Annotated in this window: 21 protein-coding genes and 1 tRNA gene; 9 read left to right on the forward strand and 13 right to left on the reverse strand. The window is 63.8% G+C overall.

Annotation, left to right across the window (positions count from 1 at the left end; genetic code table 11):
* Positions 1–40: 40 nt before the first annotated feature.
* On the reverse strand, positions 41–1,105 hold the full coding sequence (gene chvE, locus NKI54_RS07495; RefSeq protein WP_352635715.1) for a multiple monosaccharide ABC transporter substrate-binding protein: 1,065 nt from the start codon (positions 1,103–1,105) through the stop codon (positions 41–43).
* 316 nt (positions 1,106–1,421) lie between these two features.
* Here chvE and NKI54_RS07500 point away from each other — a divergent pair, with 316 nt between their 5' ends.
* On the forward strand, positions 1,422–2,411 hold the full coding sequence (locus NKI54_RS07500) for a LysR family transcriptional regulator (protein WP_352448650.1): 990 nt from the start codon (positions 1,422–1,424) through the stop codon (positions 2,409–2,411).
* A 312-nt stretch (positions 2,412–2,723) separates the two neighbouring features.
* On the opposite strand, the gene NKI54_RS07505 is transcribed toward NKI54_RS07500, so the two are convergent.
* A tRNA-Gly gene (locus NKI54_RS07505) sits at positions 2,724–2,797 on the reverse strand.
* A 131-nt stretch (positions 2,798–2,928) separates the two neighbouring features.
* Between NKI54_RS07505 and NKI54_RS07510 the strand changes: the two genes are divergently transcribed.
* On the forward strand, positions 2,929–3,192 hold the full coding sequence (locus NKI54_RS07510) for a DUF6460 domain-containing protein (protein WP_023677362.1): 264 nt from the start codon (positions 2,929–2,931) through the stop codon (positions 3,190–3,192).
* A gap of 4 nt (positions 3,193–3,196) precedes the next feature.
* On the opposite strand, the gene NKI54_RS07515 is transcribed toward NKI54_RS07510, so the two are convergent.
* On the reverse strand, positions 3,197–4,099 hold the full coding sequence (locus NKI54_RS07515) for a histone deacetylase family protein (RefSeq protein ID WP_352635713.1): 903 nt from the start codon (positions 4,097–4,099) through the stop codon (positions 3,197–3,199).
* Between the two features lie 50 nt (positions 4,100–4,149).
* Here NKI54_RS07515 and NKI54_RS07520 point away from each other — a divergent pair, with 50 nt between their 5' ends.
* Entirely contained in the window at positions 4,150–5,571 is a 1,422-nt protein-coding gene (locus tag NKI54_RS07520; protein ID WP_352635857.1) for an MATE family efflux transporter, read from the forward strand.
* Positions 5,572–5,574: 3 nt separating this feature from the next.
* Here NKI54_RS07520 and NKI54_RS07525 read toward each other — a convergent pair whose 3' ends face one another.
* Both NKI54_RS07525 and NKI54_RS07530 read right to left on the reverse strand, forming a co-directional pair.
* Complete coding sequence (locus NKI54_RS07525) at positions 5,575–6,651, reverse strand: quinone-dependent dihydroorotate dehydrogenase (protein ID WP_352635711.1); 1,077 nt, start codon at positions 6,649–6,651, stop codon at positions 5,575–5,577.
* Positions 6,648–6,998, reverse strand: coding sequence for a DUF952 domain-containing protein (locus NKI54_RS07530; RefSeq protein WP_352635709.1), 351 nt, complete (start codon positions 6,996–6,998; stop codon positions 6,648–6,650). Before NKI54_RS07530 ends, NKI54_RS07525 begins: the two co-directional genes overlap by 4 nt.
* 126 nt (positions 6,999–7,124) lie before the next feature.
* On the opposite strand from NKI54_RS07530, the gene NKI54_RS07535 reads away from it, so the two are divergent.
* Both NKI54_RS07535 and NKI54_RS07540 read left to right on the forward strand, forming a co-directional pair.
* Positions 7,125–7,556, forward strand: coding sequence for a hypothetical protein (locus NKI54_RS07535; RefSeq protein WP_352448652.1), 432 nt, complete (start codon positions 7,125–7,127; stop codon positions 7,554–7,556).
* A gap of 118 nt (positions 7,557–7,674) precedes the next feature.
* Positions 7,675–8,337, forward strand: coding sequence for a response regulator (locus NKI54_RS07540; RefSeq protein WP_473556440.1), 663 nt, complete (start codon positions 7,675–7,677; stop codon positions 8,335–8,337).
* Positions 8,338–8,340: 3 nt separating this feature from the next.
* On the opposite strand, the gene NKI54_RS07545 is transcribed toward NKI54_RS07540, so the two are convergent.
* The gene (locus NKI54_RS07545) at positions 8,341–11,829 is read right to left on the reverse strand and encodes a PAS domain-containing hybrid sensor histidine kinase/response regulator (RefSeq protein ID WP_352635707.1); all 3,489 of its coding nucleotides are present in this window, start codon (positions 11,827–11,829) and stop codon (positions 8,341–8,343) included.
* 234 nt (positions 11,830–12,063) lie between these two features.
* On the opposite strand from NKI54_RS07545, the gene mscL reads away from it, so the two are divergent.
* Together mscL and NKI54_RS07555 are read left to right on the forward strand one after the other, a co-directional pair.
* Positions 12,064–12,486 carry a large conductance mechanosensitive channel protein MscL gene (gene mscL / locus NKI54_RS07550; RefSeq protein ID WP_352635705.1) on the forward strand — a complete coding sequence of 141 codons (423 nt, stop codon included), beginning with the start codon at positions 12,064–12,066 and terminating at the stop codon, positions 12,484–12,486.
* Between the two features lie 111 nt (positions 12,487–12,597).
* The gene (locus NKI54_RS07555) at positions 12,598–13,764 is read left to right on the forward strand and encodes a pyridoxal phosphate-dependent aminotransferase (RefSeq protein WP_352691054.1); all 1,167 of its coding nucleotides are present in this window, start codon (positions 12,598–12,600) and stop codon (positions 13,762–13,764) included.
* A gap of 53 nt (positions 13,765–13,817) precedes the next feature.
* Here NKI54_RS07555 and hemA read toward each other — a convergent pair whose 3' ends face one another.
* Positions 13,818–15,095 carry a 5-aminolevulinate synthase gene (hemA, locus tag NKI54_RS07560; RefSeq protein WP_352448656.1) on the reverse strand — a complete coding sequence of 426 codons (1,278 nt, stop codon included), beginning with the start codon at positions 15,093–15,095 and terminating at the stop codon, positions 13,818–13,820.
* 265 nt (positions 15,096–15,360) lie between these two features.
* On the opposite strand from hemA, the gene galE reads away from it, so the two are divergent.
* Both galE and NKI54_RS07570 read left to right on the forward strand, forming a co-directional pair.
* The gene (galE, locus tag NKI54_RS07565) at positions 15,361–16,356 is read left to right on the forward strand and encodes a UDP-glucose 4-epimerase GalE (RefSeq protein ID WP_352635701.1); all 996 of its coding nucleotides are present in this window, start codon (positions 15,361–15,363) and stop codon (positions 16,354–16,356) included.
* Positions 16,357–16,399: 43 nt separating this feature from the next.
* A complete protein-coding gene (locus NKI54_RS07570) occupies positions 16,400–17,650 on the forward strand; it encodes a D-amino acid dehydrogenase (RefSeq protein ID WP_352635699.1) in 1,251 nt (416 codons plus the stop codon).
* 36 nt (positions 17,651–17,686) lie between these two features.
* Here NKI54_RS07570 and NKI54_RS07575 read toward each other — a convergent pair whose 3' ends face one another.
* From NKI54_RS07575 to rhaS, 6 genes are all read right to left on the reverse strand, one after another.
* Positions 17,687–19,057, reverse strand: coding sequence for an FGGY-family carbohydrate kinase (locus NKI54_RS07575; protein ID WP_352635697.1), 1,371 nt, complete (start codon positions 19,055–19,057; stop codon positions 17,687–17,689).
* Positions 19,054–19,371, reverse strand: a complete 318-nt coding sequence (rhaM, locus tag NKI54_RS07580) for an L-rhamnose mutarotase (protein WP_352635695.1) — start codon at positions 19,369–19,371, stop codon at positions 19,054–19,056. Before rhaM ends, NKI54_RS07575 begins: the two co-directional genes overlap by 4 nt.
* Positions 19,371–20,372, reverse strand: a complete 1,002-nt coding sequence (locus tag NKI54_RS07585) for an ABC transporter permease (RefSeq protein ID WP_352448661.1) — start codon at positions 20,370–20,372, stop codon at positions 19,371–19,373. The genes rhaM and NKI54_RS07585 overlap by 1 nt, the downstream gene beginning before the upstream one ends.
* Complete coding sequence (locus NKI54_RS07590; RefSeq protein ID WP_352635693.1) at positions 20,369–21,346, reverse strand: ABC transporter permease; 978 nt, start codon at positions 21,344–21,346, stop codon at positions 20,369–20,371. Before NKI54_RS07590 ends, NKI54_RS07585 begins: the two co-directional genes overlap by 4 nt.
* On the reverse strand, positions 21,343–22,884 hold the full coding sequence (locus tag NKI54_RS07595) for a sugar ABC transporter ATP-binding protein (RefSeq protein ID WP_352635691.1): 1,542 nt from the start codon (positions 22,882–22,884) through the stop codon (positions 21,343–21,345). The genes NKI54_RS07590 and NKI54_RS07595 overlap by 4 nt, the downstream gene beginning before the upstream one ends.
* Positions 22,885–22,967: 83 nt before the next feature.
* On the reverse strand, positions 22,968–23,963 hold the full coding sequence (rhaS, locus tag NKI54_RS07600; protein ID WP_352448664.1) for a rhamnose ABC transporter substrate-binding protein: 996 nt from the start codon (positions 23,961–23,963) through the stop codon (positions 22,968–22,970).
* Between the last annotated feature and the right edge of the window lie 46 nt (positions 23,964–24,009).

Here is a 24,009-nt window from a genome sequence, read left to right on the forward strand (position 1 = left end):
GGGCCCTGCCTGCGCAGGACCCCAGGCTTTGTAACCGCGATTACTTCAGCTCTTCGGCCTTGATGTAGCCGGAGTCGACCACCAGGGCCTGATAGTTCGACTTGTCGACGTCGTGCGGTGTCAACAGGATCGAGGGAACGACCTTGACGTCGTTGTTGTAGGTCGTGGTGTCGAGGCCTTCCGGCTTGCCGCCCGAGAGCACCTTGTCGACGAGTTCGACCGTCGCCTTGGCGAGTTCGCGGGTGTCCTTGAACACGGTCGAATACTGTTCGCCGGCGATGATCGCCTTGACCGAAGCGGTCTCGGCGTCCTGTCCGGTGACGATCGGCCATGGCTGATCGGCGGTGCCGTAGCCTACGGCGCGCAGCGAAGCGATGATGCCGCGCGACAGGCCGTCATAGGGCGAGAGCACGCCATCGACGCGGCTGCCGTCCGAGTAGTTGGCGGAGAGCAGATTGTCCATGCGGGCCTGGGCGGTTGCCGCCAACCAGCGCAGCGTGCCGACCTTGTCCATGCCCATCTGGCCGGACTTCACGACGAGGGTCTTGTCGTCGATCAGCGGCTGAAGAACCGACATGGCGCCGTTATAGAAGAAGAACGCATTGTTGTCGTCCGGCGAACCGCCGAACAGCTCGATGTTGAACGGGCCCTTCTTCTCGGAATAACCGAGACCCTTGAGCAGCGATTTGGCCTGGATGACGCCGACGCCGAAATTGTCGAAGGTGGTGTAGTAGTCGACATTTGGCGTCTTCTTGATCAGGCGGTCGTAAGCGACGACGACAACGCCGGCGTCATTCGCCTTCTGCAGCGCATCGCCCATCGTGGTGCCGTCGATCGAAGCGATGATCAGCGCCTTCGGGCCCTTGGTGATCTCGTTTTCCAGCTGGCTGAGCTGGTTCGGAATGTCGTCCTGCGCGTACTGCAGGTCGACAGTGTAGCCCAGAGCCTCGAGCTGGGACTTGACGGCGTCGCCGTCGTTGATCCAGCGCTGCGAGGTCTTGGTGGGCATCAGCACGCCGATCAGGCCTTCGCCCGCCTGCGCCGGCAGCGTCATGGCCGCGATGCCTAGGGCCGCGACGGCGGCCAGTGTCTTGACAATCTTCACATTAACTCTCCCTGGTTGATGGACGCGTACCCTTGGGTTTCGTGGGCCGCGCAATCGTGCAGGAGCGCCAAACGCGCCGCTGCCGTCAATCGATCTCCGGTATCCTCCCAATCGGCCCCGAGACTCTGGTTTCATCGATACGAGTTTTCCCTCGTCACCGACCGTCAAGCCTCAGGACGCGCGAAGGGTGTGTCGCTTTGCCATAACTGTCAAATGCGATCTTTGATGGTTGCTATATCGAGACTGATATGGCTTAGGCTAGTGACGACGCTGCCGGATCCAGCCAGGGCGCCGGGCGTAAGAGTAGGGAAGAATCATGGCGGCGCTGCGAAATCCTGATGGAATATCAGCCAGTTACGATGAAATTCCGGGTGATGGCGGAACCTTGCTGCGCAGCGGCTTGAGCCTGCGTCACATGCGCATGATCGCAGCCCTCGACGAGCACGGCCGGGTGAGCGCCGCGGCCCAGGTCATGAACATCTCGCAGCCGGCGGCCTCGCGCATGATCGCCGAGATGGAGGCCGTGCTCGACGTCAAGCTCTGCGAAAGGCTGCCGCGCGGCATCACGCTGACACCCTATGGCAAGGCGTTGGCACGGCGCGCTCGATCGATCCTGCTCGAGATGCGCGAGGTCGACCGCGAGATTTTCGAGCTCAAGGCGGGCAAAGGCGGCTCGGTGTTCCTGGGCGCGGTGACAGCACCGGCGATCGAGCTGGCGGTGCCGGCGATCCGCGAAATCCGGCGCCTTTATCCGCGCATCGAAATCACCATGCAGGTCGAGACCTCGAACGTCCTGGCGCGCGAGCTGATCGCCTCGCGCCACGATTTCATCATCGCCCGCATCCCCGACGACCTCAATCCGCGGCTGTTCGAAGCGCGCGTCATCGGCGTCGAGAAAGCCTGCCTGATCGTGCGCCGCGGCCACCCGCTGACCAAGGGCAAGGCGGTGCGGCTGGAAGACACCGCCGCCTATGACTGGGTTTTCCAGTCGGGCGGCTCGCCGCTGCGCCAGGCGATGGAGAGTAACTTCCTGAACCGAAACATCGCGCTGCCGGACCGCATCCTCAACACCAGCTCGCTGCTATTGACTCTGGTCATGGTCGCGCAATCCGACGCCATCGCGCCGGTGTCGATCCAGGTCGCGAAGTTCATCCAGAACCCCGAAGGCCTGGCCGGCGCTATCGATGTCGTCCAGACTGAATTCGACATCGAGGTTAGGCCCTACAGCCTGATCACGGTGAAGAACCGCGCGCTGTCACCGGCAGCCAAGATGCTGCACGATTTTATTTTGCGAGAGGTGGGCTGAGGGTTGGAGCGGGTAGCGGGCGCATCCCGTGGCCGGCCAGACGACCGGACAGGCCCGCCAGCAGCGGCGCCGATGCACGTCGGCCACTACTGCCTGATGCTCAAAAAAGCCCGCCAGCAGAAGCCAGCGGGCAAAGGGTAGACTTTCCGGTTGGGGTCATTCGAGGCCCCGCCGACCCTCAATGTGAGATATTCCACAAACTGGCACATCGGCCAAACAGATGAAAGACGGCCAGCCGGGCTGTAAAACTGCCTATAAATCCGCTGGTTTTCAGCTTGGCCAGAACAAGTGCAATGCACCGGGGGCAAAAGCTGGAGCGGGTAGCGGGAATCGAACCCGCGCGTTCAGCTTGGGAAGCTGACAAGCTACCATTACATCATACCCGCGCTGGTTCCTCCGATATCATGGCCCGGCGCCGATGCGCAATCCGGTTTGAGGGCTCGGCTTGATGCAGGGCTATCAACTGCGTATTTCTAGGCATGTGCCCGAATCGCGGCACCCGACTGTGGAGACAGGCTTGTCCGCACTGAACCGCTTTCTCGGCGATACGCCGCTCCGGGTGATCCTGAAGCTGCTTGTGGTGTCGTTCCTCGTCGGGCTGGTCATGAATGCCTTCGGCTGGTCGCCGATGGATGTGCTTTATGGCATTCGCAAATTCTTCATCGACCTGTGGAATTTGGGCTTCCACGCCATCGACCGCTTTCTCGGCTACATCCTGCTCGGTGCCGCGATCGTCGTGCCGGCCTTCATCCTGCTCAGGATCGCTAACTACCGGAAGTGAATTTTCAGGCGTAGCCCGCCGCCACCTCGAACAGGATGGCGTGCCGTGCAGCAAGTGCTGCGACATCCGTCGAATAGCCTCCGCCGATAACGCCGCAAACCGGTATGCCAAGCGTGCGGAAATGGCGGATCACCATATCGTCGCGGGCGCGCAGCCCGTCATCCGTGAGCGACAACCTGCCGAGCCGGTCCTCGACATGGACATCGACGCCGGCATTGTAGAAGACGAGGTCCCAGCGCCTTCGCGCCGACAGCTCCGGCAGGATGGCGTCCAGCCGCTCCAGATAGGCTGCATCGCCGGCGCCGTCGGGCAGGGCGACATCGAGATCGGAGGCGATCTTGCGCGCGGGGTAGTTGCGGTCGCCATGCATGGAGAAGGTAAACACGCGCGGCTCGTCGTTCAGGATATCCGCCGTGCCGTCGCCCTGATGCACGTCGAGGTCGACGACCAGGATGTTTTGGACAGCAGCTTCGGCGAGCAGCACCAGCGCGGCAACGGCTACGTCGTTGAAGGTGCAGAAGCCGGCGCCTTGCGCGCGCCGTGCATGATGGCTGCCGCCGGCGGTGTTGCAGGCGATGCCGTTCAGCAACGCCAGCCGCGCTGCCAGCACCGTGCCGGCCGTTGCGAGCTGCGCCCTCAGCGAAACCCGCGGTCCCACGGGAAAGCCGATCTCGCGCTCGATCGCCACCGGCACTTCGCAGGCAAGCACCTGGTCGACATAGTCGACCGCGTGGGCAAGCTTCAGCCATGATGGCCGCGCCGCCTCCGGCATGTTGAGCGCTTCGGGCTGCGCCAGGCCGCGTGCCCGCAAGGCATCCATCAGCAGCGGATATTTGCTCATCGGGAAGCGGTGGTTGACGGCGAAGCCGGCGTCGTAGTCGGGATGATGAACGATCTGCAAGGGCATGGGACGGACGGTGCGCCAGAGGCGGGTTTCGGTTGACCATAGCGGGGTGGATGGTTGCGCGAGGTCCGCAAACTGGGGCACATCGGCTAGCCGATCAAGCCGCAACAGGAAGCAACACGCGTTTGGAGCAGGCTTTACCCACCGAAGTCCACGCCACCGAAGCCAGGGCCTTCGTCGTCACCAACCGCTCGGTGCTCGCCATCGCCGTGCCGATGACGCTTGCCTATCTGACGACGCCGTTGCTCGGAATTGTCGACACGGCTGTGGTTGGGCAGTTCGGCGACGCCGCCCTTCTCGGCGGCCTGGCGGCCGGCGCCCTGATCTTCGACGTCGTTTTCACCACCTTCAACTTCCTGCGCTCCGGCACCACCGGCCTCGTCGCCCAGGCCTTCGGGCGCGGCGATGCGCTGGAGGAGCAGGCGGTGTTCTGGCGCGCCGTGCTGATCGCGGTCGTCGCCGGCGTCGTGCTTGCCGCGCTTGCGCCGCTGGTCTCCACCGCCGGGCAATGGTTCATAGGCGCCGAACCGCGCGTCAGCGCGGCGATGGACGTCTATATCCGCATCAGGATGCTCGCAGCACCGTTCTCGCTGATCAATTACGCCATCCTCGGTTACGTGCTTGGGCGCGGCGAGGGCGGGCTCGGGCTGATGCTGCAGTTGATACTGAACGGCATCAACATCGCCCTCTGCTTCCTGCTTGGCCTGGAGCTCGGCTGGGGCGTTGCCGGCGTTGCCTGGGCAACGGTCACCGGCGAATTCGTCGCCATGCTGCTTGGTCTCGCCATTGTCGGCCGGCGCTTTTGGGCGGCGCCCAGGCTGCCGCGCCACCGCGTCCTCGATTTGCCGGCATTCCTGCGCATGATGTCGCTCAATCGCGATATCATGATCCGCTCCTTTTCGCTGCTCGCCGCCTTTGCGCTGTTCACGCGCCAAGGCGCGCAGTTCGGCACGCTGACGCTGGCCGCCAACGCCGTGCTGATGAACCTCTTCCTGGTTGCCGGCTATTTCCTCGATGGTTTCGCCACAGCCGCCGAGCAGCTCGCCGGCCGCGCCATCGGAGCGCGCGCCGCCACCGCCTTTAACCAGGCGGTGCGGCTAACGCTGCTTTGGGGGCTCGGGCTGGCGGGCGCGGCGACGCTCTTCTTCCTGCTGGAGGGCACCGATCTCGTCGCCCTGATCACAACCTCGACGGACGTCCGCGCCATTGCCGACATCTACCTGCCCTGGGCGGCGTTCACCGCGCTCAGCGGCGTGCTGGCTTTCCAGATGGACGGTGTCTTCATCGGCGCAACATGGTCGCGCGACATGCGCAACATGATGCTGTTGTCATTCCTGGCGTTCAGCGCCGCGCTGCTGATCCTGGCGCCGGCCTTCGGCAATCACGGCCTGTGGGCGTTGCATGTCTTCCTGCTGGTGCGCGGCTTCAGCCTGCTCGCCATGTTGCGGCTGCGGGTGCGCACCGCCTTTGGCTGATCGCTAAAGCGGTTTCACCGCCCATTGATCGAGGCGGCTGTCGCGAAGCTCGCGCAGCGACTTCAGCCGTTGACTGTCCATGAAACGGACCATGCCGGAAAGAATACGCCCCGGCAGCGCAGGCCCAGCATAGATCATGCCGGTATAGAGCTGGACGAGATCGGCGCCGGCGCGGATCTTTTCCAGCGCCGTCTCGGCGGAATCAACGCCGCCGACGCCGATGATCGCGCGGTCCGGGCCAAGCAGTTTTCGCATCCTTGCCAGCACGATAGTCGAGCGCTCGAACAAGGGTTTCCCCGAAAGCCCGCCGGTCTCGCCGGCAAGGCCGGCGCTGCTCAGGCCGGCTCGCGCGATCGTTGTGTTGGAGACGATGACGCCGTCCACTTGCTTGTCGCTGATCTCGGCGGCGATGTCCTCAAGCTCGACCTCGACCAGATCCGGCGCGATCTTGAGGAACACGGGCGGTTTTGCCGGTGCCGCCGCACGCGCGGCCATGACCCGCGACAGGAGCTCGCCAAGCTGTTCGCGCGCCTGCATGTTGCGCAGGCCCGGCGTGTTCGGCGAGGAGATATTGATTGTCAGATAGCCGGCGTATCGCGCGAACCGGATCACGCCGCGCTCATAATCACTGACGCGGTCGGCGCTGTCCTTGTTGGCGCCGATGTTGATGCCGACGATGCCGGGGCGGCCTTTTCGGGCGGCAAGACGCTTCTCTGCGGCGGCGTGGCCTTCATTGTTGAAGCCCAGCCGGTTGATCACTGCCCCGTCCGAAGGCAGCCGGAAGATGCGCGGCTTCGGATTGCCCGTCTGCGGCAGCGGCGTGATCGTGCCGACCTCGGCGAAGCCGAAGCCGAGGCCGAGCAGCGCGTCCGGCACTTCGGCATTCTTGTCGTAACCCGCGGCCATGCCGAGCGGGTTCGGGAAATCGAGCCCGCAACGGCTAACCTTTAACCTGTTGTCCTGCGGCGGACGACCGGCGACCGGCAGCCCGCATCTCAGCGCGGCAATCGACAGCCCATGCGCGGTTTCCGGATCGAGCGTGAACAGCAGTTTCTGGCCGATCCGGTCGAACGCGCTCATTCGGCCTCCAGCGCCGGGAATTCATGCCGGCCGTCAGCGCCGAGCGGCAATGCCTGCACCGAAACGACCGCATCGAGGCCGAGCCCGCCATAGAGATGCGGGAACAGGGCGCCGCCGCGCGAGACCTCATATTTCAGCGCATCGCCGAGGCGCGCGCTATCGACGGCGACCAGCAGCAACCGGCTTTGGCCGGCGAAATGTTTGGCCGCCGTTTCCCGAACCTGCCCGGCGGTGGAAAAATGGATGAAGCCGTCGGCGGCGTCGATAGGCGCGCCGGTGAAGCGGCCTTCTCTTTCAGCCTCGCGCCACAGCACCTCGGGAACTATCTTGTAGATGATCTCGGACATGGTTGCGCTATAGTCCGAACCGACCACGCGGGGAAGGGCAGGCCCGTGTTCTTCCCCATTTCAGGTTCGTCCCCATTTCAGGCGCAAACTGTGATAGATTGCGCTGACTGGCTCATGGAGGAAAACATGCGTCTGAAACACGTCTTGATCCCCGCAGCACTGGTGTCGCTTGTCGCGGCGTCGGCCTTTTCCGAGGAAGCCGATCGCTACCGGTTGGAGAAATCGGCCAATGGCTATGTCCGCATGGATACGCAAACCGGCGCCATGTCGCTCTGCGAGGAACGCTCCGGCCAGCTCGTCTGCAAGACGGCGGCCGACGAACGTGCCGCCCTACAAGATGAGGTCGACCGGCTGCAAAATTCGGTGAAGGCGCTCGACGAACGCGTCGCCAAGCTCGAAAATTCGCTTGCCGCGCGTTTCGAATCGACTTTGCCCAGCGAGGAGGATTTCAACAAGACGATGGGCTACATGGAGCGCTTCCTGCGCAGCTTCATGGATATCGTCAAGGACATGGACAAGGACGAAGACAGCGCCAAGCCCAATTCGCAAAAGACCTAGGCAATTCGCAAAAAGACCTGGGGCGGGAATAGCAAGCCGCCCACCCGAACAGCAGGCGTAGTGTTATGATCGTTCAGATCCTGCAAGGCGGAAAATCGCCAACGGGATTCGGGGAGGGATATCACCGTTGGGCTACACATTCGTCATTGCCGATGATCACCCGCTTTTTCGCGGTGCATTGAGGGAGGCACTCGCGGGCATCGGAGATGTTGCCGCCATTCACGAGGCTGGCGATTTCGAAAGCGCCAAGGCGCTGGTCCTGGCCAACGAGGATGTCGATCTGGTGCTGCTCGATCTCTCGATGCCGGGGGCAAGCGGTCTTTCCGGCCTGATTTCGTTGCGCGGCATCCATCCGGCGGTGCCGATGATGGTGGTCTCGGCGCATGACGATCCGGTGACGATCCGGCGCGCGCTCGATCTCGGCGCCTCCGGCTTCATCTCCAAATCGGCCAGCATGGAGGAGATCCGCAATGCGGTGCAGTCGGTGCTCGCAGGTGATATCGCGGCACCCGCCGGGGTCGATCTCGGCGTCGAGCGCGATCCCGAGATTTCCGACCTGATCAAGCGGCTGCAGGCGCTGACCCCACAGCAGACGCGCGTGCTCGGCATGCTGGCTGAGGGACTGCTCAACAAGCAGATCGCCTATGAGCTCGGGGTCTCCGAAGCGACGATCAAAGCGCATGTCTCGGCTATCCTGCAGAAGCTCGGCGTCGACAGCCGCACGCAGGCGGTGATCCTTTTGTCCAAAATCGGCAGCGACCCGCTGCAGACGGCCGGCTGATTCCTATTCGGCCGCCGGCGCCAGCGGCCTGACCCTGGCCATCATCGAGCGCAGCATCGCCGGTTTCAGTGGTTTGCTGATCACCGGCACGTCGAGCCTGCCGGCAGCGGCGCGAACCTCGCTGGAGCGGTCGGCGGTGACCAGCACGGCCGGCAGGTCCTCGCCATGGATCGCACGCAACTGGGCGATCAATTCGAGGCCGGTCTTGTCGTCGAGATGATAGTCGGCAAGCACGATGTCCGGCCGATGCATGCCGGATCTGTCGAGATCCTCCGCGCCGGAAAGCGTGTCGACGCTGCAGCCCCAGCCCTCGAGCAGCAGCCGCATGCCGTCGAGGATGCGGGCGTCGTTGTCGATGCAGAGCACATGGAGCCCGGCAAGCGAGGCCGCGGCACGGGCAGGCGGCTTCGCCTCGGCCTCGCGCCGCGGTGCCTGCACGGCCACCACCGGCAGCAACACGGAAAAGCGTGTGCCCTTGCCTGGGTTGGAGAAGATCCGGATTTCGAGGCGCAGGACGCGGGCGATGCGGTCGACAATGGAGAGCCCAAGGCCGAGGCCTTCCGCCTCGCGTGCGCCCTCGTCCAGCCGGGTGAATTCGCGAAACACGGTGTTCAGCTGGTCGCCGGCAATGCCGATGCCGGTGTCGATAACCTGGATCTCGGCCAGTTCGCCGCGCCGCCGCGCGCCGACCAGGATGCGGCCACGGCGCGTATACTTGATGGCGTTGGAAACCAGGTTCTGGATCAGCCGGCGCAGCAGATTGCGGTCCGTCATGACGCTGAGCGACGACGGCATGATCGAGAGTTCGAGCTTCTTTTCGGCGGCAAGCGGCCGGAAGTCGTTGCCGATCTGGCGCAGCAGCCCGTCGAGGCCGAAGCTCGTATCGTCCGGCTTCATCGCGCCGGCATCGAGGCGCGAAATGTCGAGCACCGCGCCGAGGATGGTCTCGACCGATTCCAGCGACGATTCGATGTTCATCGCCGCCTTGCCGGCAGGTCCCTTGCCGGTCTTCTCGATCAGCGACGAGCAATAGAGGCGGGCGGCGTTCAGCGGCTGCAGGATGTCGTGGCCGGCGGCAGCGAGGAAGCGGGTCTTGCCGAGATTGGCCTCCTCGGCCAGCATCTGCGCCTGCGCCAGCTCCTCATTGACGCGGGTGAGCTCGGCGGTGCGGCTCTTCACTCGCTGTTCCAGGGATTCGTTCGCGCGCTTCAGCGCCAGATCCTGCTCGACACGTCCGGAAATGTCGGCGTAGGTGGCGACGATGCCGCCGTCCGGCATCGGATTGGAGCGCAATTCCAGGATGCGCCCGCTTGTCTTCAGTTCCATCTGCCACGGGCTGACGAAGCTGGTCAGGCGGTTGAGCATGGTGACGCGTTGGTCGGCCGGTATGTCGCCGCGCTCGGCGAGATGGCGCAGGATACGATCGAGCGAGACGCCGACCTGGCCCATCTCGTCGGGCAGGTCGAACAGCGCCCGGTACTGGCGGTTCCAGCAAATCAACCGGAAATCCCGGTCGAAGACAGTGATGCCCTGTTCCATCTGGTCGAGTGCGATCTGCAGCAGATCGCGATTGTGCTGCAGCGCCTCGGTGGCGTCGTCGAGCAGGCGGAAGGCGTCCTTGGATTCGCGGTCGTTGCGGCGCAGCAGCAGCGACAGGATCAGCCGCGCCGAGGATGAGCCGACGGCACTGGCCAGAAGCTGCTCGGAGAAGCGGATGACATCCATGCTGGCCTGTTCGTTGCCGAGCAGTGAAGTGCCGCTGCTCTTTTCGAACGACTGAAAGGACCGCTCGGTCCGTTCGACACCGAGATAGCGCGCGATCGTGTCCTTGAGGTCGTTGACGGTAATGGTGGTGCGGAAGCGGCGCAGGCTGGGCAGAGGACCCGCTTCGCGCGGCACGAAGATCGACGCCTGGATGCGTTCCAGCGGCACAGAGGCGCGCGACAGCGAGCCGAACATAAAAAAGAGCGTGTTGATCGACAGGCTCCACAGCACGCCATGGTTCAGCGGCTCGGCGACGGTGCCGAAAAGAGCCTGCGGCCGCAATGCATCGAAGCCGAACAGGCCGTGGACGAGGATGCCGGTATCAGGCGCGACGAGCGAGGGAAGCAGCAGCGTATAGCTCCAGACGACGATGCCGGCGACCATGCCAAGTGCGGCACCCCTTCCGTTGGCGCCGCGCCAGACCAGGCCGCCGATCATTGCCGGCGCGAACTGCGCGATCGCGGCGAACGACATCAGGCCGATCGAGGACAGCCGCGCGCTGTTGGTGCTCTCGCGGTAGTAGAGAAAGGCGATGAACAGCATGATGAAGATCGCCGCCCGCCGTACATTGAGGATGAGCGTCGACCAGTCCTCGTTCTCGGATGTCGTGGTCCGCAGCAGCCGGCGCACGAACAGCGGAATGACCAGGTCGTTGGAGATCATGATCGACAGCGCGACGCTTTCGACGATCACCATTGCGGTCGCCGCCGACAGCCCGCCGATGAAGGCGGCCATGGCCAGCACGTCGTGGCCGCTGAACAGCGGCAGCGACAGCACGTAAAGGTCGCTGCTGGTCCTGGGGCCGACCAGTTCCAGGCCGGCCAATGCGATCGGCAGCACGAACAGGTTGATTGCCACCAGATAGAGCGGAAACACCCATGTCGCGGTGCGCAGCTCGGCCTCGCTGCGGTTTTCGACGATGGTGACGTAGAACTGGCGCGGCAGCATGAGGATGGCAAAGCCGCTCAGGCATGTCAGCACCAGCCAGGTAGCGAGCGAGGTGTTGTAGCCCATCGCCTGGCGCACCTGCGTGTTTTCGGCGAGCTGGTCGAACATATCGCCTGGCCCGCCGAAGATCAGGAACGTGACCATCAGGCCGATCGCCAGGAAGGCGGCGAGCTTGACCACGGTCTCGACCGCCACAGCCAGCACCAGCCCGTCCTGGTGCTCGGTGGCATCGGCATGGCGCGTGCCGAACAGCACCGCAAACAGCGCCAGCAGCATGGCAACGACCAGCGAGATGTCGCTGACGAACGGATCGAACGACGGCGGCGAGCCGGTATAGTGCTCGACCATCAGGCTGACCGAGCCGGAGATCGCCTTCAATTGCAGCGCGATGTAGGGCACGGCGCCGATGGTCGCGATCAGCGTAGCGATCGCCGCAACAGCGAAGCTCTTGCCGTAGCGGGCACCGAGAAAGTCGGCGATCGAGGTGATCTTCTCGGTCTTGGCCAGCCTGACGATGCGCTGCAGCAGCGGAAAGCCGAACACGAACACCAGAACAGGCCCGATATAGATGCCGAGGAACTCCAGGCCGCGCTCGGAGGACAGCCCGACCGAGCCGAAGAAAGTCCAGGAGGTGCAGTAGATGGCGAGGCTGAGCGCATAGATGAAGGGCCGGGCGCGGCCAGGCCCCGATGACGTCGAGCGCCGGTCGCCCAGGCTGGCGATAGCAAACAGCAACGTCACATAGGCGATCGCGATGATGACGATGAACCAGCCCTGCACGCCTCGAACTTCCTCCCTGCGCCGGTTTTTTCATCCGGCCTTCCAGACGCAATCACAGCTTGGCGATCAAGTCCATCGCGGCTTTCGGCGTATTATATCGGCTGCGTCGGGCAATCGTGACCGGCTGAAACCAGCTTTTGATCCTGTTGCAACCGCAGGTTTTTGCTATTCTGCCCGCCGGTCGATGCCGAAGGGTGGACGGCAGCACGGCCGGTCAGGACAAGGAGGCGTCGAATGCTGAAAGAATTTCAGGAATTCATTTCCAGGGGCAATGTGATGGACCTGGCCGTCGCCGTCATCATTGGCGCTGCCTTCGGCAAGATCGTCACCTCGCTGGTCGACGACATCATCATGCCGGTCATCGGGGCGATTTTGGGCGGATTGGACTTCAACAACTACTTTCTGCCCTTGTCCTCGGCCGTTAACGCCACATCGCTGGCTGAGGCAAAGAAACAGGGCGCGGTCTTCGCCTACGGCAGCTTCATCACCGTGGCACTGAATTTTCTCATTCTCGCCTTCATCATCTTCCTGATGGTCAAGGCGGTGAACAATCTGCGCAAACGGCTAGAGCGTGAGAAGCCAGCTGCGCCGGCCGCTCCGCCACCGGCCGACGTCGCCCTCCTCACCGAAATTCGCGATCTCCTCGCCAGGAAATAGTTCGAAGACAGATTCCCTGGACCAAAACCCCGGCCGCAAGCGACCGGGGTTTTCTGTTTTCGTCCGCCCTGAAACACGCTAGCAGTCGAGCAAACGAAAACGGACCCATCCATGACCCTGATCGATACTCTGCGCGCCGAAGCGCGGGCGGCGCCTGAAAGCGGCATTGTCGCCGTCATGAACCGCGGCCGCGGCCGCGCCGGCATGATCCCGCTCTGGGCCGGCGAGGGCGACCTGCCGACGCCTGCCTTCATCACCGATGCAGCCGCCAAGGCACTCGCCGGCGGCGAGACCTTCTACACCTGGCAGCGGGGCATTCCCGAACTCAGGCAGGCGCTCGCCCGCTACTACACCAGGCATTTCGGCAAGACTTTCGCCAACGAGGAATTCATCGTCACCGGCTCCGGCATGCACGCCATCCAGATGGCCATCGATGCGGTGGCCGGCAAGGGCGACGAACTCGTCTACCTATCGCCGGCATGGCCGAACTTCGCCGCCGCCGCCGGCGTCGCGGGCGCCGTGCCGGTCGCCGTCACGCTCGACCAGTCGGGCAATGGCTGGTCTTGCGATGTCGACAAGATCGCAGCGGCGATCACTCCGCGGACCAAGGCGCTGTTCGTCAACACGCCGTCCAACCCGACCGGCTGGACCGCCGACAAGGAGACGCTGCAGGCGATCCTCGACCTTGCCCGTGAAAGGGGCCTGTGGATCATCGCCGACGAGATCTATTCGCTGTTTCATTACGGCCATGGCCGCGCGCCGTCCTTCATCGACATCATGGCCGATGAGGATCGCATCCTGTTCGTCAATTCCTTTTCCAAGAACTGGGCGATGACCGGCTGGCGCATCGGCTGGATCAAGATCCATCCCGCCTTGCAGCAGGTGTTCGAGAACCTGGTCCAGTATTCGACTTCCGGCGTTGCGCAGTTCATGCAGCGCGGCGCCGTCGTCGCCCTCGACGAAGGCGACGCCTTCATCGTCGAGCAGGTGGAGCGGGCGAGGGCGGCGCGCGACCTGGTGTGCGGCATTCTCGCCGAAACCGGCAGGGCGCGGTTCACCGTGCCGCAGGGCGCATTCTATCTGTTCTTCGCGGTCGACGGCATCTCCGATTCCCGCGCTGCCGCCTTCGACATGGTCGACCGCGCCAATGTCGGCCTGGCTCCCGGCACCGCCTTCGGCCCCGGCGGCGAAGCCTTCCTCAGGCTGTGCTTCCACCGCCGCCTCGACCAGCTCGAGGAAGCGGCAAATAGGCTGGCGAAATGGATGAAGACTGTCTGAGCGACTTCGCTCTGACGACCAAATGGTTCTCGGCGTAGAGTTTTAAACGACCTTCAGCCGCCCGACTTCGGCACCAGCAGCGGAATGACGCGGTCGCTCTTGGCGACCGACGGTCGGCCCGCCGAACCGTAGGGAATCCCCAACGCATCCCATGTCTCGACCAGCGCGTCCTGCAGGGACGCAATCAACGCGTCCGAATGGAACGGTGTAGGCGTGATGCGCAGCCGCTCGGTGCCGCGCGGCACTGTCGGGTAGTTGATCGGCTGGATGTAGATGCCGTGCACACCGAGCAGGCGGTCGCTGGCCATCTTGCAGAGCTCGGGATCGCCGACCAGAAGGGGCACGATGTGGGTAGGCGACTCCATCACCGGCAGGCCGGCCGCGGCCAGCACTTGCTTGGTCCGTGTCGCCTGACGCAGCTGCGCGTCGCGCTCGGCCTGCGAGCGCTTGAGATGGCGGATCGAGGTGGTTGCCGCGGCAGCGATCGCCGGCGGCAACGCCGTGGTGAAGATGAAGCCCGGCGCATAGGAGCGCACCGCGTCGATCACCGCAGTGTTGCCGGCGATGTAGCCGCCAAGCGTGCCGAACGCCTTGGCCAGTGTGCCCTCGATGATGTCGATGCGGTCGGCCAGCCCTTCGCGCTCGGTGATGCCGCCGCCGCGCGGCCCGTACATGCCGACGGCGTGGACCTCGTCGATGTAGGTCATGGCGTTGTAGCGCTCGGCGAGGTCGACGATCTGCTTGATCGGCGCGATGTCGCCGTCCATCGAATAGACGCTCTCGAAGACAATCAGCTTGGCGCGCTCGCGGCCGGCCGTCTGCAGCAGGCTTTCGAGATGCGCGACGTCGTTATGGCGGAAGATCTTCTTCTCGGCGCCCGAGCGCCGCACGCCCTCGATCATCGAAGCGTGGTTGAGCTCGTCCGAGATGATCAGGCAATTGGGAAGCAGCTTTGCAATGGTCGAGATCGACGCCTCGTTGGAAACGAAGCCGGAGGTGAAAACCAGTGCGGCTTCCTTGTCGTGCAGGTCGGCCAGCTCCAGTTCGAGCTCGACCAGCGGGTTGCTGGTGCCGGAGATGTTGCGGGTGCCGCCGGCCCCCGACCCCATCTTGCCTGCCGCCTTCTGGAACGCGGCAATGACGTCGGGATGCTGGCCCATGCCGAGATAGTCGTTGGAGCACCAGACGGTGATTTCCTCGGCGCGGCCATTGGCGCGCCAGATGGCGCGCGGGAATTTCCCGACAATACGCTCAAGGTCGGCGAAGACGCGGTAGCGACGCTCCGCATGGAGCTGGTCGATCGCTTCCTCGAAAAACCGCTGATAGTTCATGTCGCCTTCCCAGTTTTGCGCGGGATCATAGTCATTGGCCCATTCATCGTCCACCTGGCCTTTTTGGTCAAAATGCCACGCCCCGAGCCTGTTCCTAACGACCACGGAACGTGGCCTATTCCCTTGATGTGGATCAATCTTGTTTCACGACAATGCCACACGCCGATGAGACCGGTTACCGCAGGTTCTAATGGCTTGGCGGCAGGTTTTCCAGTAAGGCGACGATTGAGACAGTTCCGACAAATCATGAATAGCGAGGATGCGGATGACGGTTTTGGTGACAGGCGGTGCCGGCTATATCGGTAGCCATATGGTCTGGGAATTGCTGGACACGGGCGACAACGTCGTCGTCCTCGACCGGCTTTCCACCGGCTTTGAATGGGCGGTCGCCCCGGAAGCAAAGCTCGTCGTCGGCGACGTCGCCGACAGGGAACTGGTCGCCTCGATCATTCGCGACAATAAGGTCGACGCGATCATCCATTTCGCCGGCTCGATCGTGGTCCCCGAATCGGTCGCCGACCCGCTTGCCTATTACGAGAACAACACCTGCAAGACGCGCACCTTGATCGAGACCGCGGTGCGCGAAGGCGTGCCCAATTTCATCTTTTCCTCGACCGCCGCCGTCTATGGCGGCGCCGGCCTGGAGCCGGTGCGCGAGGATGCCCGGCTTGCGCCGGAATCGCCCTATGGCCTGTCCAAGCTGATGAGCGAATGGATGCTGCGCGACGCGGCGATTGCCCATGGGTTGCGCTATACGGCGCTGCGCTATTTCAACGTCGCCGGCGCCGATCCGAAGGGCCGCACCGGCCAGTCGACGCCCGGTGCCACGCATCTGATCAAGGTCGCCTGCGAGACGGCGCTCGGCAAGCGCCCCTTCATGCAGGTGTTCGGCATCGACTATCCGACGCCGGACGGTACCTGCATGCGCGACTATATTCACGTCAGCGACCTGGCGGCGGCGCATCGGCTGGCGCTTCAGCGGCTGCGTGCCGGCGGATCGAGCCTGGTCGCCAATTGTGGTTACAGCCACGGCTATTCGGTGCTCGAGGTCATCGACAGCGTCCGCCGGGTCTTCGGCCATGATTTCGAGGTGCGGATGGGCGATCGCCGCGCCGGCGACGCCGCCGCGGTCGTCGCCAATTCGGAGCTGGCGCGCGGCGAGCTCGGCTGGACCCCGCAGCGCGACAACCTCGACCAGATCGTTGCCGATGCGCTTGCCTGGGAGCGCATCCTGACCAGCAAGAATTCGGCTCTGGGGTGAAGTGGGCTCTCCGCAAAGGTTGGTTCAGCGCGCTGGGGGCGGAATGAAAATCCTGGTGCTTGGGGCCGGCGCCGTCGGTACGGCGGCGGCCTATTATCTGGCCAGCGACGGCCATGAGGTGACGGTGATCGAGCGCCATCCGGCGGCAGCACGCGGCACCAGCCGGTCGAATGCCGGCCTGGTGTCGCCCGGAGACGCCACCGCCTGGGCCTCGCCAGCCGCGCTGAAGACGTTCCTGCGTGGCCTCTACAACCACGATCTCGGCATCAAGGTGCGCCTGCGCTTCGATCCGTATTTTTTCGCCTGGAGCCTGCGCTTCCTGCGCCAGTGCACGCATAAGCGCATGCGCGCCAACACCGACGTCAAGCTTCGTCTGGCGCTCTATTCGCGCGACTGCATCAACGCCGTCTCGGCCGAAACCGGCATCCACTATGACGAGCGCAAGAAAGGCATTCTGTATTTCTTCCGCTCGCAGCAGAGCTTTGATACCGGCACCGACAATTATCGCTATCTCGGCGAACACGGCCTGCCGATCGAGATCGTCGGCCGCGACCGGCTGGTCGAGCTCGAGCCCGGCCTTGCCGGCGCCAAGAACAAGATAGCCGGCGGCGTCTATTCGCCGATCGACCAGACCGGCGACTCCAGCCAATTCACGCAGAACCTCGCTGCCTATGCCGCCGAGAAACTCGGCGTCCAATTCCTCTACGGCACCACGGTCGAAGGCCTCGACATCGACGGCGACCGGGTGCGCGCCGTGATGACCTCGACCGGCCCGGTGGCCGGTGACGCGGTGGTCATTTCCATGGGGCCGGAGAGCGGTCTGCTCGGCCGCCGCTACGGCATCGACCTGCCCGTCTATCCCGTGAAGGGCTATACCGTGACTGTTCCGCTGGAAGATGAAAGCAAGGGGCCGATCATGGGTGGCGCCGACGAGGACCGGCTGATCGGCTATTCCAGGCTGGGAAATCGGCTGCGGATGTCCTCGACGGCGGAGTTCACCGGGTTCGACCGCACGTTCAAGCCACGCGATTTCAACTCGATCCTGAACACCGGCAAGGACCTGTTCCCCGGCGCTTTCGACGAGAGCAAGGCTGAGCTCTGGGCTGGACTTCGCCCGATGATGCCTAACTCCGTGCCGGTCATCGGACGGGCGCGGTACGACAATCTCTACCTCGACACCGGCCACGGCCATCTCGGCTGGACCATGGCCTGCGGTTCGGGAAAATTCCTTGCTGACGTGGTCGCCGGCCGCAAGCCGGAGATCGATCCGCAAGGATTGCTCTACAGGAACTAGGCATCTCCAGACATCAGGGCGCCATGAGCTCGGCGGTCAGGTTCGTTCGTCGACCGCCGAACGCCAGGAGCGCACGTAACTTGTCCAGAGTGGATCGGCCGACGGTTCGGTCCTTTCGCCTCTGCCTTGCGGTGTCCCCTGGTCCGACGCCAGCAAGGCGGCGCCGATGCTGGTGCCTGTCGCAGCCTCGGAGGCAATGACGGCGCGCGCCGCCGCCGCAGCCAGCATGCGGGTGAACAGCCGGTTGCGGGCGAAGGGTCCTTCGACGATGGTGGGACCGTCCGCGCCGATCAGGTCGAGGCAGGTCGCGGTCATCAGCGCCAGGTAGAACGAGATGGCGACAAAGCGCTGGCCGACGGTGATACCTTCGGCACTGAGCCATGCGGCGGCGTGGTGCGGAAACGGCCCCGAACCCTGTTGGGTCGAGGGCAATAGGGACGTCTTGCGCGCTAGCACCGTGGCAACATCGTCTTCCGTCCAGTTCTCCGATTGGCCCTCGGTCAGCACGGAAAACTCGCGGCCACCCATGAAGCGCGCCGACGGCACGGGATCGCCGAGCGCGTTGACATTGACCAGCGTATCGCGGGCCGGGTCGAGCGCGATCTTGTTGCCGCCAACCGCCATCGACACCACCCAGGTGCCGGTCGAGACCACGGAGAAAGGCGGTCGGTCGGACAGGAGATGCGGCAGCAGCGAGGCGTTGGAATCGTGCAGGCCGCAAAACACCGGCGTTTGCGGGTCGAGGCCGGTTTGCCGCCCAAGAGCGGGCAGGATCGGGCCCAAGCGGTCCTTGGCCTGCCGCACCGGCGCCATTAGCCGGCGCCATTCCAGCCGGTCGACCAGCGACGAAAAATCCGCTTTCCACGGGTTCCACAGATCGGTGTGGCAGCCGAGCGAAGTCGCCTCGCTGGCGGCGACGCCGGTCAGGCGCAAGGCCCAGTATTGCGGATACATCAGGATCGCGGCGGTTCTGGCGAAATCCGCCGGAAAGCGCTTCTGCTGCCAGAACAGCTGCGCGCCGAGATTGAGGCCGGCCGGCAGGCGCGGCGTGCCGGTCTCGGAGAACGCCGGACGGATCGTGTCATAGTCCCCGGCAAGGGCATCCGGCCCGTCGAATTCGTAGTCGAGCACCGGCAGCGCCAGTTCGCCTGATGCGTCGACCAGCACGCCCGTTGCGCCATGGGTGGTGATCGATATCGCACCGATGCGCTGCTCGCGATCGATCTCGGCCAGGCTGCCAAGGATAAACGCCCATAACCGCTCGACGTCATGGTGCGGGTATGGGCCTTGCCGAACCGGCTCGTTCACCATCCTGCGCAGCGCGACTTCGCTTGCTGCGGCAAGATCGACCAGCGCCACCTTGGCGTTGGTCTTGCCGATATCGATGACGGCGACGTGGCGGGTCATTCCATATGGAACATTGTTTCCAGCGGCACCGCCACCGGCTCGTTGTTCGGCTTGGTCTCCATGATGTCCGCCATCTCGGCCCACCAACGCTGCATCACCGGATGCTTCGGCAATTCGTCCATGCCATGGTCGTCACGGCGCCACAGCACGCCGAACAAGGTGTTGGTCTCTTCGTCGAGATGGATCGAGTAATCGGAGATACCGGCCTGCTTGAGCAGCGCGACCAGCGACGGCCAGATCTCGTCGTGGCGCCTCTTGTATTCGGCCTTCATGCCCGGATTGAGCTTCATCTTGAACGCGTATTTCTCCGGCATCAGGCAAAGCGCTCCCGCCGCACGCGCCGCCACAGGATCGGCAGCGCGATGACGATGATCAGCAGCAGGCCGATGAAGATCGACATAACGATCCCCGGCACGTTGAGCAGGCCGAGGCCGAAGGTCACCAGTCCCATGATGAAGGCGGCCAGCACCACACCCAGAATGCTGCCGGCGCCGCCCAGGATGCTGACGCCGCCGAGCACCACCATGGTGATGACTTCCAGCTCGTAGCCCTGTGCGATGGACGGCCGGGTCGAGCCGAGCCGCGATGTGATCAGCACCGAGGCGATGCCCGCCATCAGGCCGGTCAGGCAAAACAGGATGAATTTGATACGGCCGACGCGTACGCCGGAAAACTGCGCCGCGACCGGGTTGTTACCGATGGCAAAGACCCGGCGGCCGAAGCTCGTCCGGTGCAGAAGGAACCAGTAGACGACTGCCGCGATCAGGAAAAGCGTCAGTTCGAACGACACCACCCACCAGACATAGCCCTGGCCGAAGAAGGCGAAGCTCGCGGGATAGCCCTTGTAGGCCTGGTCGCCGAGGATGATGAAGGCAATGCCGCGAAACAGGCTCATCGTGCCGATGGTGACGACGATCGACGGCAAGCCGAGCCTGGTGACGAGCAGTCCGTTGAAGGCGCCGCAGCCGAGCCCGACGACGAGGCCGATTGCCACCAGTTCAGGCATGCCGGCGCCGGCCTGCACCGCCATACCCATCATTGTTGACGCCAGCGCGATGATGGCGGCCACCGACAGGTCGATTTCGCCGGAGATGATCAGCAGCGCCATGGCCAGCGCGATCAGCGCCTTTTCCGTGAAGTTGAAGGTCAGGTCCGACAACGACCACGCGTCGAGGAAGTAGGGCGAGGCAAAGCTGTTGACGGCAAAGATGGCAACCGCCACGACGACCAGCAGCGCCTCCCATGAGAAGATCGCCGACGTCAGCGGCTTGTCGAGCCGGTCGGGAATATGGCGTGGGGCAGGGGTGTCGGTCATGCCGCTTCCGCCTTCTTGAGGATGATGCGGCCTTGCCGGCGTTCGCCGCGCGCGTTGAGCACCACGGCCAGGATGATGGCGCTGCCTGAAATCGCCATCTGCCAGAAGGGTGAAATGTTGATCACCGGCAGCGCGTTGGAGATGATGCCGAGGAACAGCGCGCCGAGCACCGCGCCGCCGACCGAGCCGATGCCGCCGGCGATCGAAATGCCGCCGATGACGCAGGCGGCGATGATGTTGAGCTCATAGCCGTTGGCGACCTCGACCGAGGCGATGACGTAGCGCGAGATCCAGAGATAGCCACAGAGGCCGCCGATCATCCCCGAAATGCAGAAGACGATGAATTTCGTCCGGCCGACATCGATGCCGGCATAGACCGATGCGGTCGGGTTGACGCCGATGGCATAGATCGAGCGGCCGAGCGCGGTGCGCGTCATCACGAGGAAGAACAGCGCAATAACCAGCAGGGCGATCCACGACAGTACCGGAATGCCGAGGAAAGCCGCGCGCTGCAACCCGATGAAATCAGCGCTCATCTGGTCGGCGTTGACCCAGGCGCCGCCTGAAATGACGAACGTGGCGCCGCGGTAGATGGTGAGGGTGCCGAGCGTTACCACGATCGAGGGAATGTTCAGCCGCCATACCAGCAGGCCGTTGATGGCGCCGAGCACCAGGCCGACCAGCAGTGCGATGACGATCAGCAGCGGGATCGGGATCGCCGGATGCGCGGCGTTCAGCATTGCCACCACCATGCCGGTGAAGCAGAGATTTGAAGCCATCGACAGGTCGATCGAGCGGGTCAGGATGACGACCATCTGGCCGAGCGCCAGGATCATCAGGATCGACGTGTCGTTGAACACCTGGCGCAGGTTGGCCGGATCGGCAAAACCTGGAAACCGCGTGGAGATCAGCCCGATCAGCACGACGATTGCCGCCAGCAGCCAGACCTCGCGATATTTGAGAAGAGCCTTCATGCCGCGATCCCCGCTGCCGTCCTGACCAAGGTTTCGGCGTCGAGCCCTTTATTGTCGTAGACCTCGGCAATGCGGCCCTCGCGCATAACGACGACGCGGTCCGACATGCCGAGGATTTCCGGCAATTCGGACGACACCATGATCACCGACAGGCCTTGCGCGACGAGCTCGGCCATGAAGCCGTGCACGGCCGCCTTCGAGCCGATGTCGATGCCCTTGGTCGGCTCGTCCAGGATGATCACCTTGGGCGCGGTCGCCAGCCATTTGGCGATGACGATCTTCTGCTGGTTGCCGCCCGACAGCGTGCCGACGTCCTGGCTGAGCGAGGAGGCGCGCAGATCGAGCCGCTCGGTGTAGGAGCGGGCCAGCGCGAACTCTTCGGCCAGCCGCAATATGCCGGATTTGGATGTCTGTTTGAGCGATGGCAGCGAGACATTCTGGAAGATCGGCAGGCCGATCACCACGCCTTGCTTGCCGCGCTCCTCCGGCACATAGACGATGCCGGCGTCGATCGAATCCGCCGCCGATTTCGGCGCGATTGCCTTACCCTCCAGCGTGATCGTGCCGCCGCTGGTGCGGGTGATGCCTGATATCGCCTGCATCACCTCGCTGCGCCCGGCGCCGACAAGGCCGTAGAAGCCGAGGATTTCGCCCCTGTGCAGCTCGAAGCCTATGTCGTCGAACTCGGTCGGGTGCGACAGGCCGGAGACGGCCAGCACCGGCGCGCCGATCTCGGCCTTGCGCTGCGGAAAGATGTGATCGACCGAGCGGCCGACCATCATGCGCACGATCTGGCTCTGGCCGGCGTCCTTGATCAGGCCTTCGCCGACCATCTCGCCGTCGCGGAACACGGTATAGCGGTCGGCGATGCGGTAGATCTCATCGAATTTGTGGCTGATGAACAGGATCGCCTTGCCGTCGCTCTTGAGGAATTCGATCAGCAGGAAAAGCTCTTCGATCTCCTTCATCGAAAGCGCTGCCGTCGGCTCGTCCATGATGACGATCCGCGCGTCGATGGACATGGCGCGGGCAACCGCGACCAGGTGCTTGTTGGCAATGCCGAGATCCTTCAGCCTGGCGTCGGCGTCGATATGGCCGGCGCCCATCGTGTCGAGCACCTCGCGGGCATTCTTGCGCATGGTGCGCCAGTCGATGGTTTTGAAACGCGTGCGCGGCGCATGGCCGAGGAAGATGTTTTCGGCCACCGTCAGGTCGTCGAACAGCACGGTTTCCTGGTGGATGGCGGTGATGCCGTGCCCGAACGCGGCGTGGGCGCTGGGCAGTGTGACCGGCTGGCCGTCGATGCTGATCGTGCCAGCATCCGGCTGGTAGATGCCGGTCATGATCTTGACCAGCGTCGACTTGCCGGCACCGTTTTCGCCGATCAGCGCGGTTACCTGGCCGGGATAGAGCAACAGGCCGACATTGTGCAGCGCCCGCACGCCGGGAAAGCTTTTCGAGATGCCGGACAGCGTCAGGCGCGGTCCGGATGACAAAGGCGCTTCATTTGCCACTTCGTGCTGGGCTGTCGTGTCCATAATCGTATCAGGCCCTGTAGCAAGGTTCGTTTGAAAGCGCGGCGGAACCTGAGCCCCGCCGCACCGTTTCGAAGGTTCCAGGATCAATAGATCTTGGAGAACTTTTCGATGTTCGACTTGTCGAACTGGAATGGCGGAGCCATCGCAGCCGAGTTGGTGTCGTCGAGCGTGACCTTGCCGACGCGGCCGATCGACAGCGTAGCACCGGGCTTGGCCTCTTCCTTCTTCACCGCCAGGTCGTGGGCGAGGTAGACGGCGGAGTAGCCGAGATCGATCGGGTTCCACAGCGCAACCGCCTGGCTGGCGCCATTGTCGATGAACTTTTTGAACTCCGACGGCAGCGCCAGGCCGGTGACGTTGACCTTGCCGATCAGGCCCTCGTCGGTCACCACCTGCGCGGCGGCAACGACGCCGACCGTGGTCGGTGCGATGATCGCCTTGAGGTTCGGATAGGACTTCAGCAGGCCCTTGGCTTCGTCCGTGCTCTTGGCCGAGTCGTCGTCGCCATAGACGGTGGCGACGAGCTTGATCTTGGGGAACTTCTCCGGCAGCACCTTCTTGGCCGCGTCGATCCAGGCATTCTGGTTGGTCGCGGTCGAAGAAGCCGACAGGATGGCGACATCGCCGCCTTCCGGCAGGTAGTCGGCGGCCAGCTTGATGATGGTCTCACCGATCAGGTTGGTATCGGAGGGGTTGAGGTGAAGCTGGCGTCCTTCCGGCGCGACGCCTGAATCCCACGAGATGACGGTAATGCCGCGCTGCATCGCCTTCTTCAGCACTGGCACCAGCGCGTCGGCGTCGTTCGCCGAAATGGCGATGGCATTGACCTTCTGGGCGATCAGCGAATTGACCACTTCGATCTGCGCTTCGGCGGTCGCCTTGGTCGGGCCGGTGTAGATGATGTCGACATCGCCGAGCTCCTTGGCCGCCTCTTCGGCGCCCTTGTTGGCGGCGTCGAAGAAGCCGTTGCCGAGCGACTTCACCACCAGCGCGATCTTGACGTTTTCGGCGTAGGCGGCATTCACGAACATGGCGGCGGAGAACGCCGCCGTAACCATCAATTTCTTCAGAAAGCTCATCGAATATCCTCCCTTGAGCGTTGCATTCCATCGCCGCTGCGGGCGT

The sequence above is a fragment of the Mesorhizobium sp. M0663 genome (genome assembly GCF_040320585.1).
Lineage (GTDB): Bacteria > Pseudomonadota > Alphaproteobacteria > Rhizobiales > Rhizobiaceae > Mesorhizobium.